The organism is Wolbachia endosymbiont of Muscidifurax uniraptor (genome assembly GCF_054149795.1).
The window spans coordinates 48,277-68,020 of the sequence record NZ_CP083727.1 but is presented as its reverse complement, the minus strand read 5'-3'; the positions used below and the strand labels follow the sequence as shown (position 1 = coordinate 68,020).

At 35.5% G+C, this 19,744-nt stretch carries 19 protein-coding genes and 4 pseudogenes; 8 read left to right on the top strand and 15 right to left on the bottom strand.

The features are described 5' to 3' along the window. Positions 1-65: 65 nt before the first annotated feature. A complete protein-coding gene (locus LA754_RS00320; RefSeq protein WP_236718328.1) occupies positions 66-1,175 on the bottom strand; it encodes an ankyrin repeat domain-containing protein in 1,110 nt (369 codons plus the stop codon). A gap of 2 nt (positions 1,176-1,177) precedes the next feature. Next, complete coding sequence (locus LA754_RS00315) at positions 1,178-1,840, bottom strand: hypothetical protein (protein WP_236718324.1); 663 nt, start codon at positions 1,838-1,840, stop codon at positions 1,178-1,180. An 80-nt stretch (positions 1,841-1,920) separates the two neighbouring features. On the opposite strand from LA754_RS00315, the gene tnpA reads away from it, so the two are divergent. Further along, positions 1,921-2,358, top strand: a complete 438-nt coding sequence (tnpA, locus tag LA754_RS00310) for an IS200/IS605 family transposase (protein ID WP_006279552.1) — start codon at positions 1,921-1,923, stop codon at positions 2,356-2,358. A 2-nt stretch (positions 2,359-2,360) separates the two neighbouring features. On the opposite strand, the gene LA754_RS00305 is transcribed toward tnpA, so the two are convergent. The 4 genes from LA754_RS00305 to LA754_RS00290 form a co-directional block, all read right to left on the bottom strand. Then, positions 2,361-2,825 carry an ankyrin repeat domain-containing protein gene (locus tag LA754_RS00305; protein ID WP_049973624.1) on the bottom strand — a complete coding sequence of 155 codons (465 nt, stop codon included), beginning with the start codon at positions 2,823-2,825 and terminating at the stop codon, positions 2,361-2,363. Between the two features lie 832 nt (positions 2,826-3,657). After that, a complete protein-coding gene (locus LA754_RS00300) occupies positions 3,658-4,236 on the bottom strand; it encodes an RlmE family RNA methyltransferase (protein ID WP_006279871.1) in 579 nt (192 codons plus the stop codon). Between the two features lie 76 nt (positions 4,237-4,312). Next, positions 4,313-4,888 carry a PopZ family protein gene (locus LA754_RS00295; protein WP_006279872.1) on the bottom strand — a complete coding sequence of 192 codons (576 nt, stop codon included), beginning with the start codon at positions 4,886-4,888 and terminating at the stop codon, positions 4,313-4,315. A gap of 19 nt (positions 4,889-4,907) precedes the next feature. Further along, positions 4,908-6,131: a TolC family protein gene (locus LA754_RS00290; RefSeq protein WP_006279873.1), complete on the bottom strand. Its 1,224-nt coding sequence runs from the start codon at positions 6,129-6,131 to the stop codon at positions 4,908-4,910. Positions 6,132-6,260: 129 nt separating this feature from the next. On the opposite strand from LA754_RS00290, the gene rplM reads away from it, so the two are divergent. The 3 genes from rplM to LA754_RS00275 all read left to right on the top strand — a co-directional run bounded on the left by rplM (position 6,261) and on the right by LA754_RS00275 (position 7,643). Next, positions 6,261-6,719 carry a 50S ribosomal protein L13 gene (rplM, locus tag LA754_RS00285; protein WP_006279874.1) on the top strand — a complete coding sequence of 153 codons (459 nt, stop codon included), beginning with the start codon at positions 6,261-6,263 and terminating at the stop codon, positions 6,717-6,719. A gap of 10 nt (positions 6,720-6,729) precedes the next feature. Beyond that, on the top strand, positions 6,730-7,185 hold the full coding sequence (rpsI, locus tag LA754_RS00280) for a 30S ribosomal protein S9 (protein ID WP_006279875.1): 456 nt from the start codon (positions 6,730-6,732) through the stop codon (positions 7,183-7,185). 146 nt (positions 7,186-7,331) lie between these two features. Beyond that, a complete protein-coding gene (locus LA754_RS00275; protein WP_006279876.1) occupies positions 7,332-7,643 on the top strand; it encodes an HU family DNA-binding protein in 312 nt (103 codons plus the stop codon). On the opposite strand, the gene LA754_RS00270 is transcribed toward LA754_RS00275, so the two are convergent. After that, positions 7,636-8,343, bottom strand: coding sequence for a pyridoxine 5'-phosphate synthase (locus LA754_RS00270; RefSeq protein ID WP_006279877.1), 708 nt, complete (start codon positions 8,341-8,343; stop codon positions 7,636-7,638). The genes LA754_RS00275 and LA754_RS00270 overlap by 8 nt on opposite strands. A gap of 136 nt (positions 8,344-8,479) precedes the next feature. Between LA754_RS00270 and LA754_RS00265 the strand changes: the two are divergent. The 4 genes and pseudogenes from LA754_RS00265 (at position 8,480) to LA754_RS00250 (ending at position 10,418) form a co-directional block, all read left to right on the top strand. Beyond that, positions 8,480-9,538 (top strand): annotated as a pseudogene (locus LA754_RS00265) (IS3 family transposase). A 58-nt stretch (positions 9,539-9,596) separates the two neighbouring features. Continuing rightward, positions 9,597-9,713, top strand: coding sequence for a transposase (locus LA754_RS00260; RefSeq protein WP_457923744.1), 117 nt, complete (start codon positions 9,597-9,599; stop codon positions 9,711-9,713). Continuing rightward, positions 9,665-9,781, top strand: a pseudogene (locus LA754_RS00255) (transposase); the annotation flags it as partial. The gene LA754_RS00260 and the pseudogene LA754_RS00255, both read left to right, overlap by 49 nt. A 109-nt stretch (positions 9,782-9,890) precedes the next feature. Then, entirely contained in the window at positions 9,891-10,418 is a 528-nt protein-coding gene (locus tag LA754_RS00250; RefSeq protein WP_255324046.1) for an IS5 family transposase, read from the top strand. A 537-nt stretch (positions 10,419-10,955) separates the two neighbouring features. Here LA754_RS00250 and LA754_RS00245 read toward each other — a convergent pair. From LA754_RS00245 to LA754_RS00210, 8 genes and pseudogenes are all read right to left on the bottom strand, one after another. Continuing rightward, positions 10,956-11,590 (bottom strand): annotated as a pseudogene (locus LA754_RS00245) (hypothetical protein). Between the two features lie 128 nt (positions 11,591-11,718). Beyond that, positions 11,719-14,235 carry a leucine--tRNA ligase gene (gene leuS / locus LA754_RS00240; protein WP_006279878.1) on the bottom strand — a complete coding sequence of 839 codons (2,517 nt, stop codon included), beginning with the start codon at positions 14,233-14,235 and terminating at the stop codon, positions 11,719-11,721. Positions 14,236-14,247: 12 nt separating this feature from the next. Next, the gene (locus LA754_RS00235) at positions 14,248-14,844 is read right to left on the bottom strand and encodes a murein hydrolase activator EnvC family protein (protein ID WP_006279879.1); all 597 of its coding nucleotides are present in this window, start codon (positions 14,842-14,844) and stop codon (positions 14,248-14,250) included. 45 nt (positions 14,845-14,889) lie between these two features. After that, the gene (locus LA754_RS00230; protein WP_006279880.1) at positions 14,890-15,216 is read right to left on the bottom strand and encodes a MerR family transcriptional regulator; all 327 of its coding nucleotides are present in this window, start codon (positions 15,214-15,216) and stop codon (positions 14,890-14,892) included. Then, positions 15,216-15,521 (bottom strand): integration host factor subunit alpha, encoded by a 306-nt coding sequence (locus LA754_RS00225; protein ID WP_006279881.1) that lies wholly within the window; start codon positions 15,519-15,521, stop codon positions 15,216-15,218. Before LA754_RS00225 ends, LA754_RS00230 begins: the two co-directional genes overlap by 1 nt. A gap of 60 nt (positions 15,522-15,581) precedes the next feature. After that, a complete protein-coding gene (locus LA754_RS00220) occupies positions 15,582-16,769 on the bottom strand; it encodes an MFS transporter (protein ID WP_006279883.1) in 1,188 nt (395 codons plus the stop codon). Positions 16,770-17,070: 301 nt separating this feature from the next. Continuing rightward, positions 17,071-18,019 (bottom strand): annotated as a pseudogene (locus LA754_RS00215) (IS5 family transposase). 188 nt (positions 18,020-18,207) lie between these two features. After that, a complete protein-coding gene (locus LA754_RS00210; RefSeq protein ID WP_174930903.1) occupies positions 18,208-19,710 on the bottom strand; it encodes a leucyl aminopeptidase in 1,503 nt (500 codons plus the stop codon). Between the last annotated feature and the right edge of the window lie 34 nt (positions 19,711-19,744).

Sequence of the window (19,744 nt, the reverse complement as noted above, 5' to 3'; positions counted from 1 at the left end):
GTCATTCCAGTGCAGCTACTTGCATCTGCAAATTGCAATGTTCGTACAACTGTGGGTGCTAAGTTTTACAAACACCGTTGTGCTGAACCTTGAATATCCACTTCTTTCAATTCAGTGTCAGGAGCGATGGGTTTTGATATTGTGTATGTAATGCCACCAGCTATCAATGCAGATACCACAGAAGCTGCAACTATTAATAGAGCAGACAATCCGGAAGCAATACTAAGAGCAGCACCTACTGCTAACATAGCTGCAAGGCTCGCGTAGGCAACTTTTGGGGAAAATTGTCTTTTTCCTACTTTTTCTAGTGACACTTCATTTGTTTTAGTTTTGCCCAGTTCACCCTCAAGTGGTGTGTTTTCATTCTCCAGACTTCTTATTTTTTGTGTTAGTGATTCATTCTCTTTATTGAATTGTTTCAACTTAGTCTCATGTCTAGCTATACAACTTTTTGATTCTGCTAGTTCCTTTTGCGCTTTTTCTAACAACACTTTTGTTTTAGAATGCTTATTTTCGTTTTCTTCTAATTCGCTATTAAGCGTTGTATTTTTACTTTCTAGATCTTGTATTTTTTGTTCTAGTGATTCATTCTCTTCATTGAGTTTCTCCAGTACTTCCAATTTAGTCTCATGTTCAGTGACACAATTTCTCAATTCTGTTAGTTCCTTTTGCGCTTTTCCTAGTCCACCCTCAAGTGTTGTGTTTTTACTTTCTAGATCTTGTATTTTTTGTTTTAGCAATTCATTCTTTTTCTGCTCATCCTTTAGCTGAGTACGTAATTCTTTTAACTTAGCTTTACGTTTTTCAACCTTTTCTGCTTTTTCTGGAGTTTCCGTTGCGTTGTGTGTTTTGGAATGAGAAAAGGTACTAGGTACAACCTCAGATGGCTGATCACACATACTGTTTAGTCTATCTATTAGGTCTTCATCCTTTATCAATGAGCAATCTGCTCCATATTTTATCAAAAGTTTTGCTAATTCTTTATTGTCATTTGCAACAGCAAAATATAAAGGGGTATGTCCATCTTTATCTTGTGCATTAATATTTGCTTTACGTTTTATCAAAAGTTTTACTGATTCTTTAGCGCTTTTTGCAGCAGCATAGTGTAAAGGGGTCACGCCATCTTTATCTTGTGCATCAACATCTACTCCATTATCTATTAGATATTCTGCAATCTCTACATAACCATATGTAGCAGCATAATGTAAATGGTCACGCCATCTTTATCTTGTGCATTAATGTCTTCTCCATCTTCTAATATAGATTGGTCTAAAGCTTCAGATTCATCTACATCAAAATATATTCCACTATCGCCACTATTACTTTTATTTAAAAAGATCTGCTCCCCATTATATGTAGTATACTGCTCTGGATGTTGACTGTGCAAGTCATTATGTTCTATGCGCTTCTGATTATTGGCAAGTCTTTGTTCTGCCTCTTGCAACTTTTGCGCCATAGCATCTCTTTCTCTTATAGCCTGTTCTTTTTCTAATGTATCATCTACTTTGTCTGTATTGTTTTCATTAACGATTGAGTTTGAAGAAGTCTGTTCATCCTCATCTTGTACATAGATTTTTCTGTTGTTTGGTGTAGTTCCGTTGTTCTCTTCCTGATCTCTTGCATTACATGCTTGCACTGCAGCAGTTGCGTTATTTCCGTTCACAGCTAAATTTCCTGGAGTTTTATTATTAGGCTGCGGTAAAGTGCCTTGTCTATTTTGTCTTCTCGTAGCTCCTGCCTCAGCATAACGTTGTTCTCCTTCCTCTAACATTTCTATTATAGCCTTTTTACCTTTTACATCACCGACAATATCCCTTGGAGTTCGGCCTTGACTTTCCATAAGATGGTACAAGCCTCCACCTTCTAGGTGGAGAAACTTTAGTTTGTCAATGTCATAACTGTACTTTATAAAGTATAGTTATGACGGAATATGACAAAGGAAAACACACTGTATTTTATCATAGGTACCATATAGTCTGGATTACAAAATATCGGTACAGAGTATTAACTAAGGCTATGAAGGAGAGAATACGAACAATCATAGCAGAAGTATCTGAAGAAATGGGGATTAAGATAGAAAACGGAGTAATATCATCAGATCATTTACATTTATTCGTAGTAATACCTCCTCATATAGCTGTGAGTGATTTTGTTCAAAGAGCCAAAGGCAGGTCTTCACGCAAAGTTCAACAAGAATTTCCAGAGCTAAATAAAATGTACTGGGGAAAGCGTTTTTGGGGAAGAGGATACTTTAGTGCTACCAGCGGACATATCACAGATGAAGTCATTAATGAGTACATCAATAAACATACAGATGCACATCAGCCTCATTCTATATCTAGTATAAGATTGGAGTAGCTTTAGCTTCTCATCGCGCTTCCAGCGCTATATCCAACCTTTCGGCTCTCAGCCGATAGTGGTTGAGTATCTTTTAGTAAAGGATTTGCGTCATTATTCAATAAAAGCTGAACTATCTCTTGATGACCATGCAAAGCAGCAATGTGCAAAGCAGTTAGCTGAGACTTAGCTTCATCAAGTTCATATATTGGTTCATTAACTTTTGCTTCCTTTGCTAGTAGGAGTTTTACTATTGGTACACTGTTACATTCCACAGCAAGATGTACCAACATATAATTTACAATTTTGTCTGAATCTAATATACTGAACATCTTATCTATCTTCAAATTGTTATAAGTGCTATATACTATTGAGTCTGCATCTTTTAGCTCACTTCCTATTCTTTCAAGTAAATTATTCTCATTTAAACCTTCACTCTTGCTTACCTCATTTATTATTTCAAAAAACTTTTCCTTTTTTATTGCCATAACCTTTCCTCTCAATTTATTTATTATTGCTGAACAGTCTCACAAAAAAGTTAAGTTTGTCGAAATTCCATGTTTGATCTAAAAATTAGTCATAAACATTTTCTTGTCTGTCATCCAAGTAGCTGACACTGGTTCACTCTATAATGGTGTCACAGCAGTCCTACATCATGCCACCGCGAACCGTCATACCGCGATTCATTCGCGGTATCTCAGCCGCTAACTGTTCTCCCTCATCATACCGTGACGGTATCTCCAGATCCCGCTAACACGTAGCGGGATGACGAGTTACTTAACCGTCATACCTTAACATAGATCCCGCTAACAAGTAGCGGGATGACGGTTGTCGTTTAGCTATAAACATTAAGGAATTTACCAAACGAAAAAAAAGGCAAAAGAAGCCTCGTGGTTGGCTAATTACTTACATTATACTTTCAAGTATGGCGTTTTTTTATTCTAAACGCTTAATAACCGCGATTTAGTTGCTTTTAAGCCGCAACTAATCTAAATTATAAACATTAAGAAATTTACTAAACAGAAAAAAAGGCAAAAGAAACCCTAGGGTAGCTAGTTATTCACTATCCATTTTTTAAGTTGGCGTTTTTTTATGTTTTAAACGCTTTATAAGCGCGTTTCAGCTTATGTAGGTAGAAGTTTTATAAAGACATAAGGTGCACATAGTGCAAAAAATTAAACATGAGACGCCAGATACGTGAGTTTTTTTGTCATTTAATCCGTACAGAGAAGATAAATAAATAGCTTCAGTTTCATGATAAGGGCGCTGGCGGAGTTTGTCAAGTAAGTTTTTTGTTTCTGCGGACTACCTGGATTAATATTATATAGAAGGTTTGCTGCCAATAAAGCCTAAACTTACCAAATACATTTCTGTAGATTCAGATCTACTTGACTTTGGTTTAAAGTATTTTACTGTTTTAAACATTTTTTTTAGCTCGTTACAAAAATCTTTATCAGATTCTCCTTGGAAAATTTTTACTACAAACGTGCCACCATGACTCAAGAAATGCTTTGCAAAATTGAGCGCTGCTTCGCATAAAAGCATAATTCTGATATGATCCAACGATTTTAAACCACAAGATTCGGGGGCCATATCAGATAAAATTACATCAAATTTTTGATCCTTGAATTTTTCTCTTAAAATTTCAAGCTCATTGATAATATCACATTGTATAAACTCTACTCCATTAATTGCATTCATTGGTTTTACGTCAAGAGCAACTACATTTGCATCTTTCTGAGATGCAACTTGTGACCATCCACCAGGAGAAGCACCAAGATCAATAATTTTTTGCCCTTCTTGGAATAATTTAAATTTGTTATCCATTTCTACCAGCTTATATGCTGAGCGTGACCTATAACCATCCTTGCTAGTTTTTTGCACATACTGATCATTCAAATGACGATGTAGCCACCTTGTTGAAGATAGTTTTCTGCCTCTAGCCGTCTTTACTCTAGTTTTTATTGCTAATACCCTACTTATTATTGATTATATCTTTAAGCTCTTTTTCAACTACTTCTTTTACCAGTGCATGTAGATATTTATTCAGCCATTCTGAGAGCTGAGGTTTTAAAAGAGATGTAACTAATTCTTCAACAGTAAGGTTCGCTTTTTTTTGTTGTTTATGCTGTAATTCGTTTTGCATTTTTCCAAGCAACGCTTTGATCTCTTCCATATTCTCTTTTAAAACTAGATGATCGTTATTTTGCGCTTGTAAGCCGCTATTACTCGCTTTGTTATTACTCATTTGGATATTATCGTACAAATAAATATCTTTTTTTTCTTCTGAATTGTAGCTATGGCCATTAAATTGGTTATTGTTGCAAGCCATTTCCTCACTTTGGTCATCATTATCAATGTCCTCTTTTTCATTATTTTCTTTTTTGCCATCTTCTTCTATTTCTTCTGGATACTCTTCCTCAAGGTATAGCACATCATCATTTTCATCCTTTATTTCTGCTTTATCGTTACTCGCGTTTTTACCCGATATAGCTTTTTTTATATCTTCTAGGATATCTTTTACAGATTGATTGCCTTGTTCATCATGCATAGTGCTAATACCATTAAATTTAGAGGTCTATACTATTTATCATAAAAAGCAAGTTGTAAACACTAATCACATAATTGCTTTTTGCTTCAACTAAGTCTGAACGTGCTTTAAATAATGCATCTTCAGTGTCCAAAAGGTCAGATGTACTCTTTAAATTTAAGTTTACTTCTTGCTCAACTCCTTCCAATGCTAGAGCTGCTGCTTTTTCCGCTTCTTGACTTGCTTTGATAATGGCCTTTGCTGTCAACACATTATTCCAAGCATTTACAACTGCTTGTTCTATATTTTTTACCGTTTCATAATAATCGTAGGTAGATTTTTTTGCATCCATTTTAGCTTTACTGACACCAAAAGCATTAACTCCTCTCTTAAAGATCGGAACATCAAGAGTAAAAACTACATGAACATTTTCTAATAGTTTGTCTACCTTCATACCATCCTCCCCAAAATTTTTGCTTGCACTTAGATTTAAAGAAGGAAGCCACTTGGAGCTTTCAGCAATCACTTCCATTCCGGCTGCTCTTTTTTGATAAACTGCTGCTTTTAGAGATAAATTATTGGTTTTTGCTAACTGTAAACATTCATTTAGCTCTGGAACAGAAGGTAGTTTATCATTAGCTTCAGAAAGGTCATCAGCATCTTCGCCAATCAAATGATAATAAGCAATATTTACCAACTTTAATTTACCTTCAGCATCAACTCTTTCGGATATAGAAGACGAAAATTTTGCTTTTGCTAACAAAACTTCAGCATTGGTTACCTCTCCAAGGGAAAAGCGTTTTTTCATAGCTGACAAATGTTCCAAAGAAACGCGTTCTTTATGTTCTCTGAGCTTTAATATTTCTGTCTTTTGTAAAACATTAACATATGCTTTCACAGCATTAAGTGCAAGCTCTTGTTTTAATTGCTGAAATCGCATCTTTTCTGCTTTGAGAAGATGGCTTGATCGACTGAATGTGGCAAAGGTACCACCGCCATCGATTAATTTCTGGCGCAATGTAAGTTTTTTTTCAGATGTATCAAGATTAAAGTTACTATCGAAATTGTATTGCAAATTAATGTCAGGTAAAAATCCAGCTAACCCAGAAGATTTATAGTGTTTTTCTGCGCTTTTATATTGGTAAAATTGAGACTTTATTTTTGAGCTATTTTTGATGGCTTTGCTTATCACTTCTCCCACATCGGTTGCATAGCAACTTATAGTATTAAAAATGATCGCAAGTGTGATAATCAATCGAAACATTCTAATTCCTATGCATATTGGTTGCGCAGCTCAATTACTAACATAAATTACTTTAATAATCAATAACTAATATTGTTGACACTATTGAGAAATTAAGTATATCATAGCCTACTATTGTTGGATCAAGTAATGAAGACTTTTTTCTTAAAGGAGAAACAAATCAATAAAAAGTGGTTTGTCATAGATGCAGAAGGATTAGTGGTAGGGAGGCTTGCAGCATTTGTAGCGACACTATTACGTGGAAAGCATAAACCTGAGTATACACCTCATATGGATTGTGGCGATAATGTAATTATTATCAACGCAGAAAAGGTGCATTTCACCGGAAAGAAGCTTAAAGATAAAATTTACTATAAGCATACAGGTTATTCTGGTGGTTTGAAGAAAACTACTCCAGATAATATTTTAAATGGCAAATTTCCTGAGCGTGTAATAGAAATGGCAGTGAAAAGGATGCTTGATGATGGGCCTATGGCACGTAGACGCTTTGAAAATTTGTATGTTTATTCTGGTTCAGAGCATAAGCATCAAGGACAGCAACCTAAAAAGATAGATTTTGCCTCTTTGAATCGTAAAAATAAAAAGTAATGGAGTAAAAATGAAGAGTTCTACAATAAATAACAATGATTGGTCAGAAAAGACAATTAAATCAGCAGTTGATTCGCTTGGTCGTTTATATGCTACAGGCCGAAGAAAAGAATCTGTAGCAAGAGTATGGATAAAGCCGGGGAGTGGAAAATTTAGTGTTAACAAAAAAGGCGATCTAATTTCTTATTTTAAAAGAGAGTCAGTGTGCCAAATAGTAAAAATGCCATTTGTTGCAACTTCCACATTGGATAAATACGATGTATTTGCAACTGTAAAAGGTGGAGGGCTATCTGGTCAAGCAGGTGCTCTAGCTCATGGAATAAGCAGAGCTTTAAGTAGTGTAAGCCAAGATTTGCATTCTATACTACGTAATGGTGAGTTCTTAACTAGAGATTCACGTGTTGTTGAACGTAAGAAATATGGTCAACATAAAGCTCGGAAAAAGTGTCAATTTTCTAAGAGATAGTTATTTTATAGGGGTGTTTTTTTGTAAGTATTATACAAATATTTGCAAAAATGTATGATATCCTCTATTTTTGTGATGAATTTAGTTGACTATCGGTGTCAACATAATATGCTATTTATGTGATTTTTTCAATATTAAGGTAATTTATGAGTAAAGAAGATATAATAAAACAATTAAAGGAAGATTGTTCTAGTCAGAATATAGATATAACAAAATCTGATTTGAGCAAGATTCATGATGCGTTTATTAAAATAATAAAGAATGAGCTGCATGGGAAAGGTGAAATACGTTTGCATGGAATAGGAACATTTTCTACTGCTATCAGTCAGGAAAAACAATGTCGTAACCCCCAAAGTGGTGAGATCATGACTGTTCCTAAAAAGACAAGGGTAAAATTTAAAGCAAGCCAAACTCTTTTAAGTATTTTAAATGAGAAGGAAAAAGCAGCAGTTAGTTAGACATTGTCATTTTCATTGTTTTTACTACGCTGTGTAAGCCGTAAAATACAGCTTCGCTAATTAAATAGTGGCCTATGTTAAGAGCTGAGATGTGAGGTATTCTTGTCATCTTCTTAGCGTGTTTATAAGTTATGCCATGTCCTGCGTGGCATTCTATTCCTAATTTATTGACGTACTCTGCAGCATTAGTAATTAACTGTAACTTTTTTTCTGATGGATTATCACAGTAATCCCCTGTGTGAATTTCTATTATGTCAGGTTTTGTCCCTAGCTTTTCAAGATATTTTAGTTGATCAATATTTGGATCGATAAACAGTGAGACTTTTATGCTAGAGCTATGCATTTCCTCTATTATACTAGAAAGTTTACTGTGCATATTCACGATATCCAGGCCACCTTCGGTTGTTAATTCTTCTCTTTTTTCTGGTACTATACTAATCGAATAGGGTTTTACCTTTTTTGCTATTTCAAGCATTTCTTCCGTGGCTGCAATTTCAAGATTTAGCTCAGTGCTAATGCTTTTTTTTAGGTTAAATACGTCTTCATCTCTAATATGCCTTCTATCTTCTCGTAAGTGTACAGTAATAAAGTCTGCTCCAGCGTCAATGGCTATTTCTGCTGCTTTCAATGGATCTGGATAAGAAGTTCCGCGTGCGTTGCGGAGGGTTGCAACGTGATCGATATTAACACCTAGTTTCACAATCTACCTCAGAAATTATTTGTAGATTATACATGTTATTAGGTTTTTTGCATAGTCATTGTTTGACCTTACCCAGAAAAAGTGGAGAGAAAGAAAAGAGTTTTTTTGGGTAAAATAAAATTTTGGAGGATTAGAAATGGTAAGAGAATATACGGCAGAATTCAAATTGGAAGCTGTTAAGCTGGCAAATGAACAAAGAAAGGTAGGTCAAACAATTACAAAAACAGCAAAGGATTTAGGAATAAAGGGTGGTTTATTAGGAAAATGGATAAAGAAACACAACGAAAAAAAGTCGGCAGCAGATGCATTTCCAGGTAGAGGTAACATGGCTCCTTACGACAAAGAGAGATTTGATTTACAGAAAGAGTTAGCAAAAGTAACAAGGGAAAGAGACATTTAAAAAAAAGCCCTGGCCAGTCAAAAAGAGTAAAATATTTTTTTATAAAAGAGCATAGTAACTGCTATAAAGTACAGGAATTATGTAGGATTTTCTGCTAGTTGCTACTATAAGTGGACCACAAGAAAAATAAGCAGTAGAGAATCAGCAAATAAAGAGCTACTCGAAGCTATTCAAAAAATATATCAAGTTTCTAAATGTAGATATGGAGCTCCTAAAATTCATGCTGAATTGAAGGCTTTGGGTAAAAGTTGCAATTTGAAAACGGTGCAAAGTATTATGCAGAAAAATGACATCAGGGCTATACTGAGAAGAAAGTTTAAAATTAAAAAACAACAAACAGATAATAGAGCTGTAGCTCCCAATATACTAGATCAAAACTTTATTGTTGATCAACCAAATAAAGTATGGGATTACTTACATCAAAACCAAGGAGGGATGGCTATATTTGGCAGCAATAATTCTCACGTATGGTAGTTAATGAGTAGTGCAATAAATAAACAATTGGTTATGAACTCTTTATTAATGGCCATTAATAGGCGTAAACCTGTAAAAATCTACTGCTGCACAGTGACCAAGGTTCACAATATACTGCGCAAGGGTATCAATATCTCTTAGCTGTAAAGAATATAGATGAGTAATAAAGGCTGTTGTTACGACAATTCTGTTGCAGAAAGCTTCTTTAGCTCATTGAAAAGAGAAATACTTATTGATACTTCACAACACTCTGCTCAACAAACTAGAACTGCAATATTTGAATACATAGAAATTTTTTATAACAAACAACGTCACTATTAGAGGTTGTCCACAAACCAAGGAATACGTAGTATATAAAGAAAGAATATTGAGGTAAGAGATGAGGAAAAAATATCCAACAGATTTAAGTAAAAGGGAATGGGCAAGAATAGAAAAACACTTCAGAGTATCGTACAAGAAAGGAGGAAGGCCACCAAAATACAGAAGTGTGAGATAGTAAATGCAATTCTTTATATACTGCGCACAGGATGTCAATGGCGCTATTTACCACACGATTTTCCGCCGTGGAAGGCTGTGCATGAACAGTTTAGAAGATGGAAAAAGCAGAGAATTTTTGAGAAAATGAACTATGATATCACTAAATATAGTAGGTCAAAAATGGGAAGCCGAGCGCATGCATAGTGGACAGTCAATCGGTAAAAACCACGGAAAAAGGGGGGGCAAAGGTTATGATGGTGCGAAAAAGGTAAAGGGGAGAAAAAGACATATAATCACAGATACTCAAGGATTTGTGCTTGGTTGCTATGTAGGAGCTGCAAGCGAAAATGACAGAGATGGGGTGAAGATGGCATTGGACAATATGAAGGAAAAATACAGCAATATTAAGAAAATGTGGGCTGATATGGGATACCAAGGAAAAGATTTAAAGGATTACGTAAAGAGAGAATATGGGATAAATATTGAAATTGTCAAAAGGCCTCCATGTAGGTTTTGGGTGCATAAAGATACACCACTAGAACTATTGCCACAACGGGATCCTGGATTTTCAGTACAGCCGAGAAGGTGGGTGGTAGAGAGGACTTTTGCTTGGATCAATAGAAATAGAAGGCTACCAAAGGAGTACGATTTACTTACAACATCTACTGAAAGTTTCATATATCTGGCTATGAGTAAAGTTATGTTAAGTAGGGAATATGCTTGATTTACTGGTTTGTGGACAACCTCTAACTATTGCATTCCAGAACAATTTGATGCATCATTCTTTTTGTAAAAAACATTCCAAACTTTCTCTCCACTTTTTCTGGGTAAGGTCAATTGATAACTGTCCACTTTCTATTCCCATGGATTCATATTTTTTGCCTTGACCAAGAAAAAATTCAGCTATTGCCTTACTTTCTCTTGCAACAACTTCTTCCTTAACAATTTTTCCTTTCTCATCAACGATACTTATAAAAGTTTCTTTTAGTGAGATCGCTATAATATTCCATGAGACTGCTCCTACTAATAAAAGTTTAAATTATTTTTGAAGAACTTATTCTACTGAATTCGTTACTTCGTGCTAAAATAATGGACTCCATCATTCAACAGCAATTACAGTATGTTTACCCTTTTTCTTGTTATTTTTCTAATCTATAGCTAGCGTTCAAAACCATATTCGAAAATACGTTTTCGGATTTTTTTTAATGCTGTTTATTTCATCCTCAACATCGTCTCTACCTTTATGAACTAAGTAGCAGCATTAAAAATTATAACGTACCCCTATCTCTAGAGTTGCATCTGGTATTTGTTTTGCTTTTATACCACTTAGTTGCCCACCCATGGTCATACCAACTGCACCAATTATCTGCGGAGTAATTTCATAATCAACACCTAACTTTAGTTTATAGGAAATAGAACTCAGTATTTTATCTACTACAGATGAACCAGCAGCTTCACCACCTGATTCTGGAGCACCTTGTGTTTCTTCTTCCTTTTCTTTTTCTTCTTGTGAACTATTGTCATCACCATCAACTGTATCACTAACACCAAAGCCAAAAGGTGTTATTTGGAGATATCCTCCTAAACCTCCGCTGACATATAGTTTAACGGGATCAATATCAAGGTCAGGATAGAAGCGGTAGTTTGCCAATAAGCTAGCTCCTATGCTCTTTAATGACTTAATATTACTGAGAACCTCAAGTTCAAATTTAGAGTTTTGGTCATAATGGTAACAAGAACAACACCAGGTTTCATTTTAAAGCCACCACCCCAACCAGCACCAAAGTTTAAACCTGCATAGTACTTATCTTCTGACTTACTTGCACTATTACTAGCTGCACCTGCTAGAGATGAAGTAAGCAACACAGCCAAAACGCACAATCTCTTTATTTTCATATAACTCCTCATACAAAAAAATATATAATGCATAAGTATATATCCTTTATATTAAAAAAGATATAACTACATGTCAAAAAAAGTATAGCCATAAAATCAGATTATATAAAACGTACTACTCAGGTCTTTTATATAACTATATTTACTATCTTATTTGGTACAGCATATACAGTGCGAACTTTGCTTTGATCGATCTTACTGGACACAGAGTCTATCGCTATTTTCTTCAATTCTTCTTGAGGTAAGTTAATTGCCACCTTGATTGTTGTACGTAATTTTCCATTGATTTGCACTGCTATAGTTACCGTATCGTCAACTAATAATGATTCATCAGCTTTTGGCCAAGGTTGACCTCCTATTTCTTGCCATAGGCTTTCAGCTAGATGTGGTATGAATGGTTCGATTACTCTGATTAATATACATATACCTTCATCAATAAGAGATTTTCCAGTTTTTACGTCTATTTCAGCTATTAAATTCGTCATCTCACGAAATTTTGCCACTACACAGTTTAATCTGCAGTTTTCCAAGTCATCTGTAAGTCCGTGTAAGAGTTTATGAATTTTTTTTCTGTACTCTAGAAGTCCACCCGTAACATTTTCATTATCATAGTGTATATTTACAGGTCTTAGCTGCATGACCATACGCCACAATTTATTTACATAACGAGAACAACCTTCCACGCCATTATCGGACCATTCCATATCTTTCTCCGGAGGAGTGTCGGACAACACAAACAAGCGGGCAGTATCAGCACCATACTTTTCTATGATAAAATTTGGATCAACTGTGTTCTTTTTCGATTTGCTCATTTTCTCGACTTTTCCAACTTGAACCTTAGCTCCTTGTGCAATCAACTCTTTTGCTTCTGCGGGAAATAGCCACTTACCATTTTCGTCTTTATAAGTTGCATGGCAGACCATTCCTTGAGTGATTAAAGTAGAGAAAGGCTCTTTAATATCAAAATAGCCACATTTGGTTAAAGCACGGCAGAAAAATCTTGAATAAAGCAAATGCAGAATTGCATGTTCTATCCCACCTATATAATAATCAACAGGCATAGAACGATTACATGCATCTTTGTCTATTGATTTATCTTCACTACAGAATGCAGCAAAATACCAGGAAGATTCAAAAAAGGTGTCGAATGTATCAGTTTCACGCTCTGCTTGCTTTCCGCACTTTGGACAATCAACAAATTTCCAAGTTGGGTGCTTATCCAGCGGATTGCCACCACTTGTAAATTCTACATCTATTGGTAGAACTACAGGAAGGTCTTTTTCTGGCACTGGAACAGTTCCGCAATCTTTGCAATATATGATAGGTATAGGGCATCCCCAATAACGCTGCCTTGAAACTCCCCAATCGTGCAAACGATAGTTTATTGTTTTTTTGCCTATTTTTTTTTCTTCAAATTTTTTAACTATGGCTTCCTTTGCTTCACTAACCATTAATCCGTTTAAGAATTCGGAGTTAAACATTGTCCCGTCTCCAGTATACGCCTCCTTTGTCATCTGAGTAGCTTGACACTGGGATCCATTGTAAGAATTCTGGTCACGCGCTGGAATGACACCTAAGTGGGCTGAAGAAATAACGGGAATTATCGGCAAATTATATTTCTGTGCAAATTCAAAGTCACGCTGATCATGTGCAGGGCAACCAAAAATCGCGCCTTCCCCATATTCCATCAACACAAAATTCGCTATGTAAAGCGGCAATTCCTTATCAAGAAATGGATGTTTGACGTTTAATCCGGTGTAAACTCCTATTTTTTCATCGTTCTCTCTTTTCGATTTTATTTCCTGGATCCCAGTGTCAAGCACTGGGATGACAACAGAAGAACCATTCTTTAAATCCTGCACAATAGGATGCTCTGCTGCCACTGCACAAAAAGAAGCCCCAAACAAAGTATGAGGATAAGTTGTAAAAACTTTTAATTTCTTATTCAGGCCAACTACTTCAAACTCTATAGTTGCTCCTTCAGATTTTCCTATCCAACGCTCCTGCATTGTTTTGACTTTTTCTGGCCAATTTTTCAAACTTTGCAGGCACTTGAGTAAATCTTCAGCGAAATCAGTAATCTTTAAAAACCATTGGGACAACTTACGTTTTTCAACAACTGCACCTGATCGCCATCCTTTTCCATCAACCACCTGTTCATTTGCAAGCACTGTTTGGTCCACTGGATCCCAGTTAACCCATGATTCTTTTCGATAGGCAAGCCCATGCTTTAAAAAATCCAGGAAAAATTTTTGTTCGTGTTTGTAATAATCAGGCTCACATGTGGAGAGTTCACGCTCCCAATTATAAGAAAGACCTATAGATTTCAACTGTGTACGCATATTATCTATATTCTCTTTTGTCCATGTTTCGGGGCTAATATTGTTATCCCTTGCTGCATTCTCAGCTGGTAATCCAAACGCATCCCAGCCAATTGGATGCAAAACCTCAAATCCATTAGCTCTCTTGTAACGCGCTATCACATCCCCTATTGCATAGTTACGTAAATGTCCCATATGAATTTTACCAGATGGATATGGAAACATTTCCAACACGTAACACTTTTCTTGTTTACCACTCTTGCTTACAGAAAAATCCCATTTATCTTGATAAAATTTTTCAACACTTTTAAAATCATATTTCATATAAATCCAAATTCAATTACAGTTCATATGCATCAAAGGATCAACCGCTTGGCCATTATGTCGTATTGTGAAACACATCTGTGGATCTTTATCTTGTGTGCTTGATTTACCTGCAGATCCAATTACTTGACCTTGCTTTACTTTATCGCCAATTTCAACATGTATGTTTTTTAAATAGGAGTACACAGTCATGTAATTATCTTTGTGTTCCACTATAATTAAATTCCCATACCATCTCAGCCCTTTGCCTACATATATCACTTTGCCTGGTGCAGAGGAAACTACGTTCGTTCCATTTTGAGCAGCAATTTTTATGCCATCCTTACACATTTCATCAGAAGAGGTAGCTGAACCTTTAACTGGCATTACAAATTTACAATTTACCCCCACATTTTGTGTATTATTGTTATCTTTGTATATCCTATTTATGATGGCTTTTCTACTTTCTTTTTGCACTGAAGGCTCCCTAATTAAATGGTACTCTCTTGTATATTCCAGATCTCTTTTTCCGTAAAATTCTTCGCCTTTAAGCAGCACAGGTGCAGGTTTTTGCAGGCCACAGCCTATTAATATTGCTAATAACATAAGAAATGAGGCTATATGCCACATTTTAAACTCTCACAAAACTCCAAAATTTTAGCGAGACGTAGTGTTTCACGCCTGCTTGTTACTTTCCTCGTTATTTATTTTACTAGTTAAATAGTCCCTCAAATCGGTGAGTTCTTGCAACAAATTCTTTGTGACTTTTATATCATTACCAAATTCTTTTTGCACTCCTTTTATTGTATATCCTTTATCATATAGCATGTATTTTACTTTCTTTATGGCCTCTATACACTTGCGATCATATAGCCTTCTTCCTTTACGCTTTGTAGGCTTAATTTGATGAAATTGACCTTCCCAAAATCTCAAAACATGCTGTTCCAAATGTAGCTCTTCAGCTACTTCCCCAATCGTATAAAATAATTTTTCCTTGTTCATTAATTATTGATTGATTTTTTTATAATTTTTGAAGGCCTAAAAGAAACTGAATTTCTTGCCTGAATCATCACTTTCTCCGATGTATTTGGTATATTTCCTGGTCTTTCCTTCTTTTTCTTAACCAAGAATGTTCCAAATGACGATATTTTTACTATTCCATCCTTTACCAAGCTTGTCTTTATTTCGTCCAATATATCATCTATTATCGAAACAGAGTCTTCCTTTGATAATCCTATTTCTTGGTTTATATCTCCAGCTATCGTTGCCTTAGTTACTGTTGTGTCTTTTGTTGTAACGTGATCCATTATTGATAAATATTACAATACGTAAATATAATATAGCAATCGACTCGAGATTCAGCTACTTTATTTTTTAGAGTATGTCTCTTTTGTTGCATAATTTAAAATACCGGCAACTATCAATATCGCAAATATTGCAAAAAGTGCCATTTTATGATCTGTAAAAAGTGCTAACATTGACACTATAACTCCACTGCCAATAAACATAAATCCATTGATAATGGATGATGATGTGCTGATGTATTTTCGTTTCACAATCTCGCTGCCGACAGTAAAATTAAGCATATGTCCTCCCGCAAAAAACCCGAACATTAACATACAAAAGTACACAACGTGGACTGTTAAATGGCTGTATAGTAAAATAATAATTGAGACGCCTTGCAATAAAGCAAAAGCAGAAATTACATGTTTCCTATTTTTAAATAAGTTTGAGATTCGATCTGCAATTGGAGCACCAACTGCAAGACCAAGCCATAGTATTGCAGTTGCTATACCTGACTCCATTGCATTGAGTTCTGAGTTGCCCAGTAACCTTGGAGCCCACAAGGTATTAAGTGCTAAAAATGTTCCAAAAGTAATAGCACCCACCACTGAAGTTATCCAGATATCTCTTAATTTTAGCACTGTTAATATAGAGCACATTACTGTCTTCATAGAGCTTTTTATTGTGCGCTTTTCTGAGCTGCTTTCTGGAAGTGTGTTTGGACAAAAAAGCGTAAGTACAAATATCAACACACCAAATAGTATTATGCATACAATCAGATTTTTCCAATATGCATCTTCGGCAAGCAAGTTAGAGAACAGTATTTGAATTACCAAAGCAGAAAGGCTTGAAATTGTCTGCACTAGTGAAAACATTAGTCCAAATTGGGCAGCGGAAAAACATATGCTACTTGTGTGAGCAGCACCAATAAAACCAAATGATGCTCCAGTTGCAATCAACACTTGAGACAAAATCAAATGGGAGAAATTGTCACTATTAATAAGGACAAAAAACCCCAAGATCATAGTTGATAACGAGAAAAAATAAATTTTTTTACTGGAAAAAACATTAAACGTTGCTCCACTAAAAAATTGTAAGATGGCGAAAGTCCAAGTATATACTGAATTAGCCAGTGCAACTTGCGCGATTGTAAGTCCAAGTTCCTTTTCGAGATTTACACTTATAAAGGTATAAATTATCTGCATGTTGCTGAATATAACAACCAAGTTACTAATCAGCCAAATGAACCAAGCCTTAGCTCTGCTTTCCATAAGATTTATTTTTATAAGTAATCTATTAGAAATTTAACACTAAGTCTCTTTTTAAGCTATTGTTTCCTGACTACTGTTATAGCTAACCCAAAAAACGGTTTCCCTACGTCATGCCGCCGCGGTATCTCTTAGCCGCTAACAAGCAGCGGGACGACGATTGTCAGGGTGTCATCCTAGCGCCCCTATGATGTCATCCGAGTAGCCAACACTGGTTTCCATCCAAGACGGTGTCATTCCAGTGCTTGACACTGGAATGGCTTTGTTGCATCGCTCTTCGGATAGTAGGTAACGTACAATAAATTCATGAAGCTATCTCAAACTTAGCCATGCCTATTTCAGTAAATTTGTTAAGCAAATAACACTTGAGTAGCAGTTCCTTCTCACGATTAATTTCAGATTTGCTCCTAAAACTAAACCCAAATATTCGCTTCAACCTTGAGAAAAATCCTTCAATATACGATCTTTTTCCGTAATTTACTTCTTCTTTCCATCTTTTTATACCATTCTCACCATGTAATTTCATTAACTGAATAGCGGCATTTCTATCAAGCATATAATCCAATTTTGGATGCTCTGCTGCGTTGTTTTTCGGAGGAATTTTCGTTTTTATACCATATTGATTACACAGCTTATAGAGCTTTTCTCTGTCATATGCCCTATCTGCATATAGTACTTTTATGACATACTGAAAATCGACTTCTTTTAGCAAATCACAAGCTCCATAGTGATCAGAGTAGACACCGTTACTGTATTTTACAGCTATGGCTTTTTTGCTGTTTGTATTCAACATTACATGCAATTTTCTTGTCTGTTCATAGCTGCGATACTTTCTATCTTCGCTATTTTCTTTGCTATGACCAGGAGTGTTGTTGTATATACTAATTCCTGTACTGTCTATAGCAATTTCGATATCTTCCATATTATTTTCTGCAATCATTGATCTTAATATTGGGTTTCTTAAACCTTCTTGATGATTGTGAATAGCTGATAACTTGCAAATTTTTCCCAATTTGCTCAAGGTATCCTGCTATAAACCCAACTGTTTGCCTCAGGCCTATTCTAAATAAACAAGTTATTATGTGCACCAAAATTACAACTTTATCGCTATAAATATTGTTGCCACCTGGTATTTTTGGACCATTCTCGTACCACTTTTCTATGGCTTCGTTGATATAATGAAAAATATTTCCTCTTTTTTCTAGAAATTTGTTATATTCGCTATGGTTACTGACCCTCATTTTTTGTGGCATATTTTTTCTTCAACAGTTAAATCGCTATTTATAATGAATTTTGTCAGTAGCCACCAGATTTTTCAGTTGCTATGCAACAAAGCCCACTGGCATCCAGAAAAAAAGAAATATGTATCAGCTACTTTCATTTGCTGCGCCTCGAAAATAAACGTTCATGTAGCTAAGCCATAAATCCAGTATAAAGACCTTTAATCATTGGCTTCGTAGTACTTCTCAACCAACTTATTAAGTAACCTTACACCAAAACCTACTGCTCCTCTTGGACAAATGTCAGTACCTTTCTCGTGCCAAGCAGTGCCTGCGATATCTAAATGTGCCCAGCAAGTTTCATTCACAAAACGCTGTAAAAACTGTGCAGCCATTATGCTATCTCCACCAGAGCCTGCAGGAGCGATGTTTTGAACATCAGCAATCGGTGAATCAATAATTTTGTCATAAGTTTCATTCATAGGAAAACGCCATAACTTCTCATTTACTTCATTTCCTGCATCAATCAGACGGTTTGCTAATTCATCATTATTTGAAAAAAGACCAGCATATTCGTTATTTCCAAGTGCAACCACTATAGCACCAGTTAAAGTTGCAAGATCAATCATAAATTTTGGTGAGAATCTATCTTGCGTATACCATAAAGCATCTGCAAGTATGAGCCTTCCTTCTGCATCGGTGTTCAACACTTCTATTGTTTGTCCAGACATTGAAGTTACTACATCACTTGGTCTTTGAGCATTACCACCCACTGCATTTTCTGCAAGTGCGACCACGCCAATTGCATTTACTTTTGCTTTTCGTCCTGCTAAAGCATGCATCACCCCAACCACAGTAGCAGAGCCTGCCATGTCATATTTCATCGACTCCATACCACGTGAAGGTTTGAGTGATACTCCGCCAGTGTCAAACGTTATACCTTTACCAACAAAAGCTATAGGCTTTTGTTCTTTAGAAGCCCCATTCCATTTTATCACTACTAATTTTGGTTCTTTACTACTTCCTTGTGCAACTCCAAGCAAGGCTCCCATTTTTTTCTCTTCCATCTGCTTTTTATCAAGCACCTCGATTTCAAGGCCAAGCTTAGTAAGTTCCTTTTTTATATGATCAGCATAGGATTCTGGATATAGAATGTTAGGAGGCTCTGTTATAAAAGAGCGCGCAAGGAATATACTCTCACCTTCTTGCCTTAAGTGCTCAAATGATCTTTCAGCATTACTTAATTGTTCATCTTTTACTAATACGGTAATCTCCTCTACCTCTGTAATTTTCTCATCCTTTTTAGTTTTATACTTATCAAACTTAAAACTACGCAGAAACGCACCATATGCAACATTTGCTGCACTATCTTCGATTAAAACCGCTGCTTTTTTAATTTTTAATCTGCTTAGCTCACAATATATTTTACCACCAATATTTAATTCTTTATTTTCATTCCATTCATCCTTCTTACCCAGTCCAACAACTATAACATTTTTTTCTTCTGGCAAAGCAGTAGAGAAAAATTCACCAAAACTTCCATTGAAATCGCTAAATTGCTTTATATTATCTATGACCTGTTTTCCTTGCAAAACTCCGCCATCATTTACGGTTTCGTTGTCTTCAAATAAACCCATTACTATTGTTTTAAAATCGGGCGAAATTTTAGAAATTGTTATTTTCATTGCTGGTATCTCCGTTGCAAATAATTGTAAACTGTACATAAAACATAGCAAAAACATCAGTAAGATATTTTTC